Origin of the sequence: Thalassovita litoralis (assembly GCF_900182725.1) — a bacterium.
Lineage (GTDB): Bacteria > Pseudomonadota > Alphaproteobacteria > Rhodobacterales > Rhodobacteraceae > Thalassobius > Thalassobius litoralis.
Window position 1 is genome coordinate 1 of the sequence record NZ_FXTO01000004.1, and the last position, 14619, is coordinate 14619.

At 60.3% G+C, this 14619-nt stretch carries 16 protein-coding genes; 13 read left to right on the forward strand and 3 right to left on the reverse strand.

What is annotated here, in order from left to right; genetic code table 11:
- Positions 1–173: 173 nt before the first annotated feature.
- From FN828_RS04845 to FN828_RS04875, 7 genes are all read left to right on the forward strand, one after another.
- Complete coding sequence (locus FN828_RS04845) at positions 174–857, forward strand: adenylate kinase (RefSeq protein WP_142492281.1); 684 nt, start codon at positions 174–176, stop codon at positions 855–857.
- A gap of 66 nt (positions 858–923) precedes the next feature.
- Positions 924–1196: a DUF4212 domain-containing protein gene (locus tag FN828_RS04850; protein WP_142492282.1), complete on the forward strand. Its 273-nt coding sequence runs from the start codon at positions 924–926 to the stop codon at positions 1194–1196.
- 5 nt (positions 1197–1201) lie between these two features.
- The gene (locus tag FN828_RS04855; protein WP_142492283.1) at positions 1202–2929 is read left to right on the forward strand and encodes a sodium:solute symporter family protein; all 1728 of its coding nucleotides are present in this window, start codon (positions 1202–1204) and stop codon (positions 2927–2929) included.
- 181 nt (positions 2930–3110) lie between these two features.
- On the forward strand, positions 3111–4934 hold the full coding sequence (locus FN828_RS04860) for a DUF294 nucleotidyltransferase-like domain-containing protein (protein ID WP_142492284.1): 1824 nt from the start codon (positions 3111–3113) through the stop codon (positions 4932–4934).
- A gap of 27 nt (positions 4935–4961) precedes the next feature.
- Entirely contained in the window at positions 4962–5465 is a 504-nt protein-coding gene (locus FN828_RS04865; RefSeq protein ID WP_142492285.1) for a hypothetical protein, read from the forward strand.
- Positions 5462–6874 carry a 3'-5' exonuclease gene (locus tag FN828_RS04870; protein ID WP_142492465.1) on the forward strand — a complete coding sequence of 471 codons (1413 nt, stop codon included), beginning with the start codon at positions 5462–5464 and terminating at the stop codon, positions 6872–6874. Before FN828_RS04865 ends, FN828_RS04870 begins: the two co-directional genes overlap by 4 nt.
- Before the next feature lie 98 nt (positions 6875–6972).
- Positions 6973–7167 carry a hypothetical protein gene (locus tag FN828_RS04875; protein WP_142492286.1) on the forward strand — a complete coding sequence of 65 codons (195 nt, stop codon included), beginning with the start codon at positions 6973–6975 and terminating at the stop codon, positions 7165–7167.
- Between the two features lie 9 nt (positions 7168–7176).
- On the opposite strand, the gene FN828_RS04880 is transcribed toward FN828_RS04875, so the two are convergent.
- Both FN828_RS04880 and FN828_RS04885 read right to left on the reverse strand, forming a co-directional pair.
- Positions 7177–7887, reverse strand: coding sequence for an RlmE family RNA methyltransferase (locus FN828_RS04880; protein ID WP_142492287.1), 711 nt, complete (start codon positions 7885–7887; stop codon positions 7177–7179).
- Positions 7888–7960: 73 nt separating this feature from the next.
- Entirely contained in the window at positions 7961–9073 is a 1113-nt protein-coding gene (locus tag FN828_RS04885; protein ID WP_142492288.1) for a Ppx/GppA phosphatase family protein, read from the reverse strand.
- Between the two features lie 239 nt (positions 9074–9312).
- Here FN828_RS04885 and FN828_RS04890 point away from each other — a divergent pair, with 239 nt between their 5' ends.
- The 5 genes from FN828_RS04890 (at position 9313) to FN828_RS04910 (ending at position 13279) form a co-directional block, all read left to right on the forward strand.
- Positions 9313–9609 carry a virulence factor gene (locus tag FN828_RS04890; protein ID WP_142492289.1) on the forward strand — a complete coding sequence of 99 codons (297 nt, stop codon included), beginning with the start codon at positions 9313–9315 and terminating at the stop codon, positions 9607–9609.
- A gap of 26 nt (positions 9610–9635) precedes the next feature.
- Complete coding sequence (locus FN828_RS04895; RefSeq protein WP_142492290.1) at positions 9636–10562, forward strand: methylenetetrahydrofolate reductase; 927 nt, start codon at positions 9636–9638, stop codon at positions 10560–10562.
- 109 nt (positions 10563–10671) lie between these two features.
- Complete coding sequence (locus FN828_RS04900; RefSeq protein ID WP_142492291.1) at positions 10672–11100, forward strand: hypothetical protein; 429 nt, start codon at positions 10672–10674, stop codon at positions 11098–11100.
- A gap of 77 nt (positions 11101–11177) precedes the next feature.
- The gene (locus FN828_RS04905; RefSeq protein WP_142492292.1) at positions 11178–12251 is read left to right on the forward strand and encodes a methyltetrahydrofolate cobalamin methyltransferase; all 1074 of its coding nucleotides are present in this window, start codon (positions 11178–11180) and stop codon (positions 12249–12251) included.
- A 95-nt stretch (positions 12252–12346) separates the two neighbouring features.
- Complete coding sequence (locus FN828_RS04910; protein ID WP_185958937.1) at positions 12347–13279, forward strand: glucokinase; 933 nt, start codon at positions 12347–12349, stop codon at positions 13277–13279.
- Here FN828_RS04910 and FN828_RS04915 read toward each other — a convergent pair.
- A complete protein-coding gene (locus FN828_RS04915) occupies positions 13276–13884 on the reverse strand; it encodes a response regulator (RefSeq protein WP_142492294.1) in 609 nt (202 codons plus the stop codon). The genes FN828_RS04910 and FN828_RS04915 overlap by 4 nt on opposite strands.
- A 184-nt stretch (positions 13885–14068) precedes the next feature.
- On the opposite strand from FN828_RS04915, the gene FN828_RS04920 reads away from it, so the two are divergent.
- Positions 14069–14590: a molybdopterin-dependent oxidoreductase gene (locus FN828_RS04920; protein ID WP_142492295.1), complete on the forward strand. Its 522-nt coding sequence runs from the start codon at positions 14069–14071 to the stop codon at positions 14588–14590.
- Positions 14591–14619: the final 29 nt, after the last annotated feature.

Consider the following 14619-nt stretch of genomic DNA (forward strand, 5'->3'; position numbering starts at 1 on the left):
CTGATCCAGTGGTCGCCGGGCCTGCCGAAAACCCGCTCGGGCAAAATCATGCGCCGCATCCTGCGCAAAATCGCCGAAAACGACTTCGGCAGCCTAGGCGACACATCCACACTCGCAGACCCGTCCGTCGTGGAAGAACTGATCGAAAACCGCGCGAATAGGGGCTAAGGGATATGGAAGCGACTGCAACTGTAACCCCCGCCGTTCTGATCCTTCTTGGCCCTCCGGGGGCCGGGAAGGGGACGCAGGCCCGGATGCTGGAACAGCAATTCGGTCTGGTGCAACTGTCCACGGGCGATCTGCTGCGGGCTGCCGTGGCTGCCGGGACCGAGGCCGGCAAAGCCGCCAAGGCCGTGATGGAAGCGGGCGATCTGGTCAGCGATGACATCGTGATTGCGATCCTGCGCGACCGTCTGGCCGAAGCCGATTGCGCCAAGGGTGTTATTCTGGATGGGTTCCCGCGCACCACGGTGCAGGCCGAAGCACTGGATGGGCTGCTGGCGGAAAGCGGCCAGAAGATCAACGCCGCCGTCAGCCTGGAGGTGGATGACGCGGCGATGGTGACGCGGATTTCGGGCCGCTACACCTGTGCGGCATGTGGCGAAGGCTATCACGACAGTTTCAAACAGCCCGCCACTGCTGGCGTTTGCGACAAATGCGGCGGCACGGACATGACGCGCCGAGCCGATGACAACGCGGATACCGTGGCCAGCCGTCTGGAGGCCTATCACGCGCAGACCGCGCCGCTGATTGCCTATTACCGCGATCAAGGAGTTTTGCAGGGGATCAACGCCATGGGCGAGATTGATGCCATTGCAAAAGAGCTTGCGAGCATCGTGTCCAACGCGATGACGTGAGATTTACCGCCCCCGCCGTCTCTCATCAATCCGGCGGGGCTTTGGAGGAAGAGGAGGACCCGCAGTATGGCGGATCAAAACACTACAAGCGCATCGGACAAGGCCTATTGGGCTGCGAACGTGCGCACGATTGTGATCATTCTGGTGATCTGGGCAGTCATTTCGTTTGGCTTTGGCATTCTGCTGCGGCCCGCGCTGTCGGGGATTCAGGTCGGCGGAACCGATCTGGGTTTCTGGTTCGCACAACAGGGCAGCATCATCGGCTTCCTGATCCTGATCTTTTTCTATGCGTGGCGCATGAACAAGCTGGATCGTGAATACGGCGTGGAAGAGGAATAAGCGACATGGATCAGTTTACCCTGAACCTGATTTTCGTGGGCGCGACCTTTGCGCTGTATATCGGGATTGCGATCTGGGCGCGGGCCGGATCGACCAGCGAATTCTACGCCGCAGGGCGTGGCGTTCACCCCATCCTGAACGGGATGGCCACCGGCGCTGACTGGATGTCGGCGGCGTCGTTCCTGTCGATGGCGGGGATCATTGCCTTTGGTGGCTATGATACTTCGGCCTATCTGATGGGCTGGACGGGTGGCTATGTGCTGCTGGCGATGCTGCTGGCGCCGTATCTGCGCAAGTTCGGCAAATTCACCGTGCCGGAATTCATCGGCGATCGTTTCTATTCCAAGGGCGCGCGTATGGTGGCTGTGATCTGTCTGATCGTGGCATCCGTGACCTATGTGATCGGTCAGATGAAGGGTGTGGGCGTGGCTTTCTCGGGCTTCCTGAACATGTCTTATTCGGGCGGTTTGTGGCTGGGTGCTGCAATCGTGGCAATGTATGCGGTTCTGGGCGGCATGAAGGGCATCACCTATACGCAGGTGGCGCAATATGTCGTGCTGATCACCGCCTATACCATTCCGGCGATCTTTATCTCGCTGCAACTGACCGGCAACCCGATTCCGGCGCTGGGTCTGTTCGCGGACACCACCAGCGGCGTTCCGCTGCTGGAGCAGTTGGACAAGGTTGTGCAGGAACTGGGCTTCCGCAGCTACACCGCGCAAAGCGACACCACGCTGAACATTTTCCTGTTCACCCTGTCGCTGATGATCGGGACCGCGGGTCTGCCGCACGTGATCGTGCGCTTCTTCACCGTGCCCAAAGTGTCTGATGCGCGTTGGTCGGCTGGCTGGGCGCTGGTGTTCATTGCCCTGCTGTACCTGACCGCCCCGGCTGTTGGTGCAATGGCGCGTATGAATTTCATCAACACCATTTACCCGAATGGCCTGACCGGCGAAACGCTGGCCGTTGATGAACAGCCCAACTGGATGCTGAACTGGGAACGCACGGGCCTGTTGCAGATCGAAGACAAGAATGGCGACGGTCACATCCTGTATTCGGCGGACAAGGAAACCAACGAAGTGGTGAAACTGGACCGTGACATCATGGTTCTGGCCAACCCGGAAATCGCAAATCTGCCGTCCTGGGTGATTGCGCTGGTGGTTGCCGGTGGTCTGGCGGCGGCATTGTCCACAGCGGCGGGGCTGCTGATGGCGATTTCGTCGGCTGTGTCGCACGACCTGATCAAAGGGATGCTGAACCCCGGTATTTCGGAAAAGGGCGAACTGATGGCGGCCCGTATTTCGATGCTGGTGTCGATCCTGCTGGCAACGTGGCTGGGTCTGAACCCTCCCGGCTTTGCGGCGCAAACCGTGGCTTTGGCCTTTGGTCTGGCGGCGGCGTCGATCTTCCCGGCGCTGATGATGGGTATCTTCTCGACCCGTGTGAACAACAAGGGTGCCGTGGCCGGGATGCTGGCCGGTCTGATCGTGACGCTGGTGTATATCTTCCTGCACAAAGGCTGGTTCTTTGTTCCGGGGACCAACAGCTTCACCGATGCTGACCCGCTGCTGTTCTCGATCAAGTCGACCTCGTTCGGCGCGGTTGGGGCCTTGGTGAACTTTGCCGTGGCTTATGTGATTTCCTCAATGACCGAGGACACCCCGGCCGAGATCAAGGCACTGGTCGAAAGCGTCCGCGTTCCGCGTGGTGCTGGCGGGGCCGTGGATCACTAAGACTTTGGGGCGGGATCGGCACCTCCTGCCGATCCTATCCTGACCTGATCCCGCCCGGCCTGTTCGGGCGGGATCGTTGTTTTAAAAGGGGCTGTCGCGCATGGGTTCCTGAGATGGATCAAGTCATCGCCCCCGTTGCCAGCGTATTGTGCGGCACGTTTGCCGCTTATCGGAGTTTTCCATGCCCCAGCGTTTGCCTGACCTGCACCGTTTTCTGACCTCGGTTCATCCATATGATGCCCTGACGCCTGACGCGCTGGCGGCGCTGACCGCCCGGTTTGAACTGCGCGAATACGCCAAGGGACAAGAAGTTTACCACGCGGGCGATCTGCTGGAAGGGCTGTATCTGGTCTATCAGGGCCAGATCGAGGTGCGTGATGAAAACGATGTACCGGTGTCGCTGTTGGGGGTGCGTAATTCGTTCGGGGAACGCGGGCTGACACGGGATGGGCGGGCCGCGACCAGCGCCCGCGCGACGGAACCCAGCGTGCTGCTGATGTTGCCCGCCGAAGATTTCGCGCAGCTATTGGACAGCCACGAACCGGCGCGGCGGTTTTTCGACCGATCCCGCGCGGCCAAGCCACGGGGCAACGATCTGGCAACCAGCCGCGTCGATACGTTTATGGCGCGGCAGCCGGAAACATGCGCGCCCGACACGGATATTCAAACCGCCGCGCGTGTGATGCGGGACAAACGGATTTCGTCGCTTTGCGTGACCGAAGGCGCGGCGCTGTCTGGCATTCTGACGGTGCGCGACCTGTCCGGCAAAGCCTTGGCCGAGGCGCTGCCGCTGGATACCCCCGTGGCGCAGATCATGACGCGCGACCCGCTGACATTGGCACCGGGGGCGATTGGGTCGGATGTGCTTCATGCGATGATGGAACACCGGATCGGCCATATTCCGATCTGCGAAAGCGGGCGTCTGGTGGGGATTGTCACCCAAACCGATCTGACCCGGTTTCAGGCGGTATCTTCGGCTGAGCTGGTATCAGAAATCGCCCATGCCACCAGCGCGGCGGAAATGGCCGCCGTGACCGCGCGCATTCCGCAACTGTTGGTGCAACTGGTCGCGGGCGGCAACCGGCACGAGGTTGTCACCCGTCTGATCACCGATATCGCCGACACCGCCACCCGCCGCCTGTTGGCGCTGGCCGAACAAAAGCTGGGCAAGCCGCCGGTGCCGTATCTGTGGCTGGCCTGCGGATCACAGGGGCGGCAGGAACAAACCGGCGTCAGCGATCAGGACAATTGCCTGTTTCTGGACGATAGCGTGAGCGATGCGGATATGGGCTATTTCCGCGATCTGGCACAGTTCGTCTGCGATGGGTTGAACGAATGCGGCTATGTCTATTGTCCCGGCGATATGATGGCGACCAACCCGAAATGGTGCCAGCCTGTGCGGGTATGGAAGGACTATTTCCAAGGGTGGATACGCAAACCCGATCCGATGGCGCAGATGTTGGCCAGCGTGATGTTCGATCTGCGCCCGATTGGCGGGGCGATATCCTTGTTCGCGTATTTGCAGGAGGCAACGCTGAAAGCCGCCCATGCCAATTCGATTTTCGTGGCGCATATGATCGGCAACTCGCTGAAACATACGCCGCCGTTGGGGCTGTTGCGGGGCTTTGCAACGATCCGGTCGGGGGAACATAAAAACACGCTGGACATGAAACATAATGGCGTGGTGCCGATTGTCGATCTGGGGCGGATTTATGCGCTTCAGGGGCAATTATCGGTGGTGAACACACGCGCCCGTCTGGAAGCCGCAGGTCAGGCCGGGGTGCTAAGCGTATCCGGGGCGCGGGATTTGCTGGATGCTTATGACCTGATCGCGGAAACCCGGCTGGCGCATCAGGCGCAGCAGGTCAAACGGGGGACAGCACCGGATAATTACATGGAACTGGCCGAACTGTCCGATTTTGAACGCAGCCACCTGCGCAATGCGTTTGTGGTGGTAAAAACGTTGCAATCGGCTGTTGGACACGGCAAGGGCGCAGTCGGCTGACAGGGCTGCACAGAAGGGAGGAACGCAATGCTGTTTGAACTGGTAGGAACCGCAGTGGCCGGTCTGGCGGCGGCGGGGCTGATGTGGGCGCTGAACCGGGGGCTGGGCGGGCGGCTGCCGCGCTGGCTGATCCCGGCCGCGGCGGGGTTGGCGATGCTGGCGGCCACGATTTCCAGCGAATACAATTGGTATGACCGCACGCGCAGCAATCTGCCCGAAGGGTTAGAGGTGGCGCAAACCGTACAGAATCGGGCTTTTTTCCGGCCCTGGACCTATGTGCATCCGTTTGTGCATCGGTTCGTGGCGGTGGATGTGCCGACGATCAAAACCGTGGACGCGGCCAAAGGCGTGCAATCTGCCGATCTGTATTTCTTTAGCCGCTGGCAGGCACCGCAGGGGGTGCCGGTGTTGTTTGATTGTGTGGGCCATCGGCAGGCGCCGCTTCATGCGGGGCAGGGGTTTGAAACCGCGCAATGGGCGGATGTGGCGGCGGACACGCCCGTGATGAAACGTATTTGCGGGGACGACTGATGACACGGCTTAGCCTGCGTTTGCGAAATTTTCTGTTCTTTGTGTTGCTGGGTGGCGGCGGCGTGGTGCTGTTTTGCGTGGCGTTATTCGCGGGCTATCAAAAAGCGGCGGCGGGGCAGGTGGGGTCTGGTTTCATCCTGTCCGGGGCGATTGGCGGGTTTGGCCTGTTGGGGCTAAGCGCGGGTATCTGGCTGCTGTTCGATGAAAACGTGGCCAAGCCGATCGAGCGTTTGGCAGCGGGCTTGCGCACCCGCGCCCATGCCGGGGCGGCGGGGGGCATGGATGCCAGCACGGCGAAATATCTGGGGGATCTGGCCCCCGCCGCAGCGGCCATGTCGCGCCAGTTGACGGATACCACGCTGAACACCGCCAGCCTGATCGCCAGTGAAACCGCGCGGATCGCGGCGGAACGGGATCGGCTGACGGCGCTGCTGACGGAAATCCCAGTGGCGACGGTGCTGGTAAATCCGGCGCATCAGATCGTGTTATATGACGGGCAGGCGGCAGCGGTTCTGGCGCAGGTTCATACGCCACGGCTGAACGCGCCGATCTTTGATTATTTCGACCGTGCGGCGATTGAAACCGCGTGGAACAAGGCGGCGAAGCAGGGCAAGGAACAAAGCTTTGACGCCGAAGGGACCGAAGGGGCGCAGTGCTTTGCTTTGCGGATGAAGCCGCTGGAACAGGGCGCGGGCTATCTGCTGATCATTGACGCCGCCGAAACGCATATCCCCCCCGAGGCCGCCCGCCCGTTGATCTATGATTTCGATCTGCTGGAACAACGCGCTGGCACCCGTGCGGATGCGACACCGCTGTCCGATCTGACCTATGTGGTATTCGATACCGAAACCACGGGGCTGTTGCCGCACAAGGACGAAATCGTGCAAATCGGTGCGGTGCGCGTGGTGCGGGGGCGGATCGTGCCGGGCGAACAGGTGGACACGCTGGTGAACCCGCAAATGCCGATCCCGCCGGGATCAACCAAGGTGCATGGGATCACTGATGCAATGGTTCGGGATGCGCCGCTGATCGACAGCGCGGCGCGGGATTTCCACCGTTTTGCCCGTGATGCGGTGATCGTGGCCCATAATGCGCCGTTCGACATGGCCTTTATGCACCGGCATGGCAAACGACTGGGGCTGGATTGGTCGCATCCGGTGCTGGATACGGTGCTGGTGTCGGCGGTGCTGTTCGGGGCCAGTCAGACGCATACGCTGGACGCGCTGTGTGACCGGCTGGGCGTCACCATCCCCGAGGCATTGCGCCATACGGCAATGGGCGACGCCTATGCTACCGCCGAGGTTCTGTGCAAGATGCTGCCGATGCTGAAGGCGCGGGGAATTGTGACCTTTGGCGATATGCTGGCGGAAACCCGCAAACATGGCAGGCTACTGGAAGATCTGAACTGATCCTTGCCCGCAGCGCCGTGGGATTTCCCCAAGGCCGCGCCAATTGCGCCGCATTCATGGGCCAACCTGTTCGGGAGATACCCCGAAGGAGAGGCCGAATGCGCCGCAAGGAGATGCCGACCGCGATCCGCACCAGTATGGACAGACATGCCCGCCTGTTTGAACTGATCCGGCAACAAAACCTTATTGCCACTCGCCGGGTGGGGCGCAAAATGCGCCCTATGGAGGCCGGGCACGAAGCCGCCTTTCTGGCTGCCGCCACGGCTTCGCTGACGAAAGCGGCGCAGGCGTAGCGCGCGCCGTTAGCCCCTGAACCCGGTGGCGACCACGAATTTTTCGGAACTGTCCGCGCGTGACGCCGGGGGTTTCACGTTGATCACCTTGGTGAACTTCTGCTTCAGCAGCTTTTGCAGATCACCTTCGGCCCCGCCTGCCAGCACCTTGGCAACAAAGGTGCCGCCTTCTTCCAGAACGTCAAACGCGAAATAGGCGGCGGCCTCGCACAGGGCGATGATCCGCAGGTGGTCTGTCTGTTTATGGCCGGATGATGCGGCGGCCATATCCGACATCACCACATCGGCCATACCGCCCAGCCAATCCTTGACCTTTATATCGGCGTCGTCAGACATGAAATCCAACTGGTGCGTTTCAGCCCCGGCGATGGGTTCGACCTCTTGCAGGTCCACCCCCAGCACGGTGCCGATCCGTTTACCGGATTTTTCCCCCAGCGCATTCACCCGCTGTACGGCGACCTGGCACCAGCCGCCGGGGGCACAGCCCAGATCGACCACACGCGCGCCGGGAACCAGAAAGCGGAACTTGTCGTCCAGTTCCAGAATCTTAAATGCCGCGCGTCCGCGATAGCCTTCGGCGCGGGCGCGTTTGACATAGGGATCGTTCAACTGGCGTTGCAGCCAGCGGGTAGAACTGAGGCTGCGGCCACGGGCGGTTTTCACCTTGACCTTCAGATCCCGCTGTCCGCGCCCGGATGTGTTTTTCTTTTTTTCGCTCATCTTGCTTCGACCGACATCATTTCATCTTGCCAAAAATACTCAAATTCCGACCGCGCGACCAGTGTCACGCCGATCAGAAAGGACCGTCTTCCAAAACGCCGTCCGCGCTCATCTGGGCGTACAGCAGCCCTTCGCGCAGACCCCGATCCGCAACAGACAGCCGATCCGTGGGCCAGCACCGCAACAGGGCCTGAAGGATCGCCGCGCCCGACATGATCAGCGCGTGGCGATCCTGCCCGATCCGGGGATCGCGGCGGCGGCCCGTGGGGCCAAGGTCCAGATAGCCCCGGATCACCTTGTCGATCTGGTCCGAGGTCATGCGCAGCCCGTCCACCTTGGTCCGGTCATAGCGTTTCAGCCCCAGATGGGACGCGGCGACCGTTGTCACCGTGCCGCTGGTGCCGACGATCTGGAACCCTTCGCGGGTCTGTTCATCGGCATAGGGGGCAAATTCGGCCAGATGTTCCTCGAAATACCAGCTCATCAGGGCAAAGCGGGCGGCGTCATCATCCACATCGTTGAAATGGTCGCGCAGCGTGGCCACGCCCAGCGGGACGCTGATCCAATCCACCACCTTGGCAGCGGGGAAGGGGCTGTTTTGCGGGTGAAACCCGGCGTGCAGCCGCATGATCGCACGGGGGCGGTCGCGGCGAGGGACCGAACTCAGGTCAATCCACACCAGTTCCGTTGACCCGCCACCGATATCCACCACCAGCAATTGTTCCGTGCGGGTACTGACCAGCGGCGCACAGGAAATCACGGCAAGGCGGGCTTCTTCCTCGGGTTGGATGATTTCCAATTGCAGGCCGGTTTCGCGGCGCACTTTTTTGATAAATTCCTGCGCATTGGTGGCGCGGCGGCAGGCTTCGGTTGCGACCAGGCGCATCCGTTCGACCTTGTGCCGTTTCAGTTTCTGCTGGCAGATGCGCAAAGCTTGCACCGTTCGCCCCATCGAGGCGCGGCCCAGCCGTCCCGTGCTCTCCAATCCAGCGCCAAGCTGGACGGATTTCGAGAAGCTGTCTACCACATGGAACTGGCTGCCCTTGGGTTGGGCAATCAGCATACGGCAGCTATTTGTCCCCAGATCCAGCGCAGCATACAGCTCCGCCGGGTCCGGTGGATTGGGCGCGGGGCTCTCAACCGGCTTCGGGAATGCGCCCGCACCTTTCGGACGCTTGGGCGCCATGACTTACGCCCTCCATATCAAGTTACCCCCAACGTAGTGAACTCCGATCATCCGCGCAAGGACTGCCGTGCGGCTCATCTTGATGTTTGGGATTTTTCCGACGCAGGGTTCTGGGCTTGGTCAAGAGGGATGGATAAAACGCAGAAGTCGCAGAGCGCGGCGTTTCTGTCGAAAACGGCCCATAGGTCGCATTCTGGCTGTTCTACAGATCGTTGCATGGAAATAGGGAATCAATCGCAATGCCTGACGTCACCATTGTTTATTGGCGGGACATTCCGGCCCAAGTGATCGTAGGCAAGGGCCGCCGCGGCGCAAAAAAGCCGCTGTCGGAGCGGTTTGAACAGGCGATTGACCGGGCCGCCATGAAGGTGGGCGCGTCGGACACCGATGCGTATCTGGCTGAATGGCGCAAGGCTGCCCCTTATCCGGTCGAGGGTGAACCCTCGGACATTGTCGTGGCCGAGGCCGAAAGGCTGGAAGCTGAATATGATCAACAGCGCCTGAAGGCGCTGATCGCCAATGACGGATGGGCATGACCCCCGCTGCGCTATGGGAGGCCGTGATGGCTTTGCTGAATTTCAGGAAACGCGTCGATCAGGTGAAAACCGTTGATCCGCAGGTCGAAGCCTTTTTGCAAGGCTATTCCATCGAGGTGATGCCGCGCACCGCTGAAAAGGTTGAAAATTTCCGCGATTTGCTGCCCGCAGGCACCCGCGTTTATATCGCCCATATCGACGGCACCCCGATCGAAGACATGGTGGCGACAGCCGCCCGGCTGACCGACGACGGGTTCAATGTGATGCCGCATTTCCCGGCGCGGATCATCAAGGATGCCGCCATGCTGGAGGATTGGATCACCCGCTATCAGCATGATGCCGGGGTCAAGCAGGCATTGCTGCTGGCCGGTGGCGTGGCCAACCCGGTCGGAGAGTTCCATTCGTCGATGCAACTGCTGGAAACCGGGCTGTTCGACAAGGCGGGCTTTACCAATCTGCACGTCGCGGGCCACCCCGAGGGCAACAAAGACATCGACCCCGATGGCAGCGACAAAATGGTGATGGAGGCGCTGCGCTGGAAGCAGGCGTTTAACGACCGCACCGATGCAGACATTGCGCTGGCCACCCAGTTTTGTTTCGACGCCAAGCCGATCATCGACTGGGCCAACCGCCTGACCGCCGAAGGTATCACCCTGCCGATCCATATCGGGATCGCAGGTCCGGCCAAGCTGCAAACGCTGATCAAGTTTGCCATTGCCTGCGGGGTCGGCCCGTCGCTGAAAGTGTTGCAGAAACGCGCGATGGATGTCAGCAAGCTGCTGCTGCCGTATGAACCGACTGACGTGATTGCGGAACTGGCGGCGCACAAGGCGGCCAACCCCGATTTCAACATCACCAACGTCCACTTCTTCCCGCTGGGCGGCATCAAGACGAATGCGCAATGGGCCATTGATAATGGCGGCGCGTCTGCCCGCCCGGCGAATGCTGACTGAGTGATGAAGATGCTGCGTGGCCATAGCTGTTCCGTCGTTGTGACGTTTGGTGAATTGGCCGCGCGGCGTTATGATGCTCCTGTTCTTTATCGAGTTTCAGGAGAAAATCATGACTTTCAGGCTGATCTTCGCCGTTCTGGCGCTTGTTGCCCTGCCTTCGGTTTCGATGGGGCAATCCCAGCAGACCTATCCGGTGCCCAATCTGGCCGGGGTCTGGCGCTGTGTGTCCAATTCGCCGGTTGTGTCGATAGATCTGTATCTTCAGGTCTATCCGAACCAGCAGCTTCAGGGGCAGGGCAGCATCGTCTATGCTGGCACCGGGCGCATTTACAACGTGCAAGGCGGCGGGGCGTGGTCTGTTTCGCCCCCCGATCCACAAGAAACGCAGTGGCTGATCCGGTTTCAGCTTATGCCGCAAAATCACGCCGTGTTCTCGATCTTCGCGCGTCCCACGGGCGATCCGAACGGGCTGTACAATATGTTCTATCACCCTCAGACCGGCGAAACCGTGGAAACAAGCTGCGCCCGCATAGGCTGAGACTGTCTTAAATTCGGTCCTGACCCCGCCGTTGCCGCGAGCGGGAGGGCCTGTTGCATCCACAAAAAGGATAAGAAATGACCCGCACTATCGTTGAATCCAAAACGAAAACCGCAATCATCGGATTTGATCAGCCGTTCTGTGTGATCGGCGAGCGGATCAACCCCACGGGCCGCAAGAAGCTGGCGGCCGAGCTGGAAATGGACGATTTCACCACCGTCGAAGCGGATGCCGTGGCGCAGGTGTTGGCCGGGGCGACGGTATTGGACATCAATTCCGGTGCTGTGTTTTCCAATAAAATGGCCGAAGACCCGCGCTATGCCGACAATAACTTTGTGGAGCCTGCGCTGATGAAGGCGCTGATCGAACGGGTTCAGGCGATTGTGGACGTGCCGTTGTGCATTGACAGCTCTGTTCCCGGTGCGCTGGAAGAAGGGCTGAAAGCCGCCGAGGGCCGCCCGCTGCTGAATTCCGTCACGGGCGAGGAAGAGCGGCTGGATCTGGTTCTGCCGCTGGTCAAGAAATACAACGTGCCGGTTGTGGCGATCTCTAATGACGATACCGGCATTTCAGAAGACCCCGATGTGCGTTTTGCCGTGGCCAAGAAGATCGTGGAACGCGCCGCCGATTTCGGCATTCCGGCGCATGACATCGTGGTGGACCCGCTGGTGATGCCGATTGGGGCGATGGCAACCGCCGGGCAACAGGTGTTCGCGTTGGTGCGCCGCCTGCGCGAAGAGCTGGGCGTGAACACCACCTGCGGCGCGTCGAACATTTCGTTCGGACTGCCCAACCGGCATGGGATCAACAACGCGTTCCTGCCGATGGCGATGGGTGCGGGGATGACCAGCGCCATCATGAACCCGGTGGCGCTGCCGGTGACGCAAAAAGCGATTGCCGAAAAGAAAGCGGCGGTGGAAGCGGCGGGCATTATTCTGCCTGCGGAAATTGACGACGAAACGTTTGTCACCCTGTTCGGGCTGGGCAGCACCAAACCGCGCCCCGGCAAGGAAATGGAAGCCATTCGCGCCGCCAACCTGCTGACCAACAACGACCCGCATGGCGGCGAATGGATCAGGTTCAACAAAGCCCCCGATGCCGCTGGCGAAACTGGCGGGCGTCGTGGTGGCGGGCGTCGTCGTCGCGGTTGAGGCTGATACCGATATGATATGCGAAGGCCCTGCATCTGCGGGGCCTTTTCCTTTGCTCTGAAGGCGATAGGATGCGGGCAGATAAAGGGGAAACGATGCTGGATCTTGTCGGGGATATTGGGGGAACCAATTGTCGGTTTGCGCTGATGCGGGGCGGCGTACTGGATCACAGCAGTCAGCGTAGTTATGCCAATGCCGATTTTCCGGCCCCGACGGACGCCGTGCAGCATTACCTGTCAGAGATGCGGGTGACAAAGCTGCGGCGTGCCTGTTTGGGGGTGGCTGGCCCGGTTCAACAGGGGCGGGCGCGATTGACGAATTATCCCTGGACGATTTCGGAAATGGACCTGGCCACCTGTTGCGGGGCGGCGGATGTGCGGTTGATGAATGATCTGCAAGCACAGGGCTATGCGCTGCATGATCTGGTGGGCGGTGTTTCAATCGTGGATGCCGTTGCTCACCCCGCGCCGAATGCGACACGAATGCTGGTGGCTATTGGCACCGGGATGAATGTTGCCGTGGCGCATTCGCTGGACGGGCGTGTGTTTGTTCCGCCTTCGGAAAGCGGCCATATTGCGCTGCCGGTGCAGGATGAAACCGATCTGGCCTTTGCCCGTTTTGTGCAGGCAGAACTGGGGCATTGCCCGGTCGAGGCGGCATTATCCGGGGCCGGGTTGGCGCGGTTGTGGCGGTTCTTTGGCGGGCCGGATCAAGCCGAAGGTACCGATGTTATTGCGGCCTGCGGGGCAGGGGATAAAGCGGCGGAACAGGCGGTGCAGCGTCAGGTTTTGGTGCTGGCGCGGTATTGCGCCGATCTGGGGCTGGTGCATCTGCCCTTTGGCGGGATTTACCTGTCTGGCAGTGTGGGGTGGGCGCTGGCCCCGTGGCTGGAAACTTTTGGCTTTGTCAGCGCATTTCAGCGACCGGGACCGTATCAACCACTGCACCGCGCCATGCCTGTATCTATCGCGCCACGGATAGAGCTGGGCTTGGCGGGCTGCGCGGCGTGGATTGCGCAGGCGTGTTAGATCAGGTCCAGATCGCGGCCCAGCATTGCGGCATGGGTGCGGTTGCGGGCATCCAGTTTCCGGCTGAGCGTTTTGACATGCAGCTTTACCGTGACTTCCTGTAAATCCAGATCGCGGGCGATTTCCTTGTTGGACTTACCGTCGCACAACCCACGCAGAACATCGCGTTCCCGCGGGGTCAAATGCGGCGCGTCGGGGTGGCTGGCGGTGCTTTCCAAAAACTGACGCGGCGTATAGGTGTCGCCCGCCAGAATATGCCGCACGGCGCTGATCAGCGTTTCCGAGGCCATAGTCTTCGGCAAGAACCCCTTGGCCCCGGCCTCGAGTACGCGGCGGGCAATGTCAGGGGACGCGGTGCCGGAAATCATCGCAACCGGCATCGGGGCGTTCGCTTCGATCACGGCATTTAGCCCATCCGGCAGGTTCATCCCCGGCATGGTATAGTCCAGCAATACCAGATCAAACGGACCAAGCGCCGCGATCTTGGCCAAGGCACCGTTCAGATCAGGGCATTGGAACAGCTGGAAACCAGCCGTGTTTTGTAAATAGGACGCGATGGTTTCGCGCACCAGTTCATGGTCGTCTGCAATCAGGATGCGTGTCATATCATCTATGTATCGGGCGGCCGCGGGGGCGAAAACATGAAAAACAGAACGCGAAAAAAAACAGGCTGCGCGTCCGAGTGAATTTAGACCACCTTAGACTATCCTAACGAATAGGGCTATAGACCTGTGTCATTTCCAGCGCCAATAGTTGTGTCAGGGATCAAAAATCGGTGTCGGGTTGGGAATGCTGCGGTTTGTTTTACTTTGGTTGATGGCGGTTACGGTAAGTTTTAGCGGTATAACCGCTGCGACCGTGGAAACAGAGCCAAAGCCAGCGCCAACACAGCCCCCGGTTCTGAATGTGGTGTTTCTGGATCAGAACGAAGCACAGACAGCCGACCGCGTTCTGACAATGGCGGATATTCAGGCGCTGCCAGCCGCAGAATTTACCACCACGACGATCTGGACCGAAGGCGAACAACAGTTTCGCGGTGTTTGGCTCAGTGATCTGATGACCTATCTGGAGGTCAGCGACGGCACGATCTTTTTCAGCGCCCTGAACGAATATATGATCGAAATTACATTGGCAGAGATGGTGCCGGGAGGGCCGATGCTGGCCTATGAATGGAACGGAATCCCCATGAGTCCACGCGATAAGGGGCCGCTTTGGATCGTCTTTCCGTATGATTCCGACCAGAAATTCCAATCCGAATCCGTTTATGCCCAAAGCATCTGGCAGTTGGACCGGATCGAGGTTTCCCGCTAAGCTTCCCAAGGGGAAGGAAGGGAACCGCA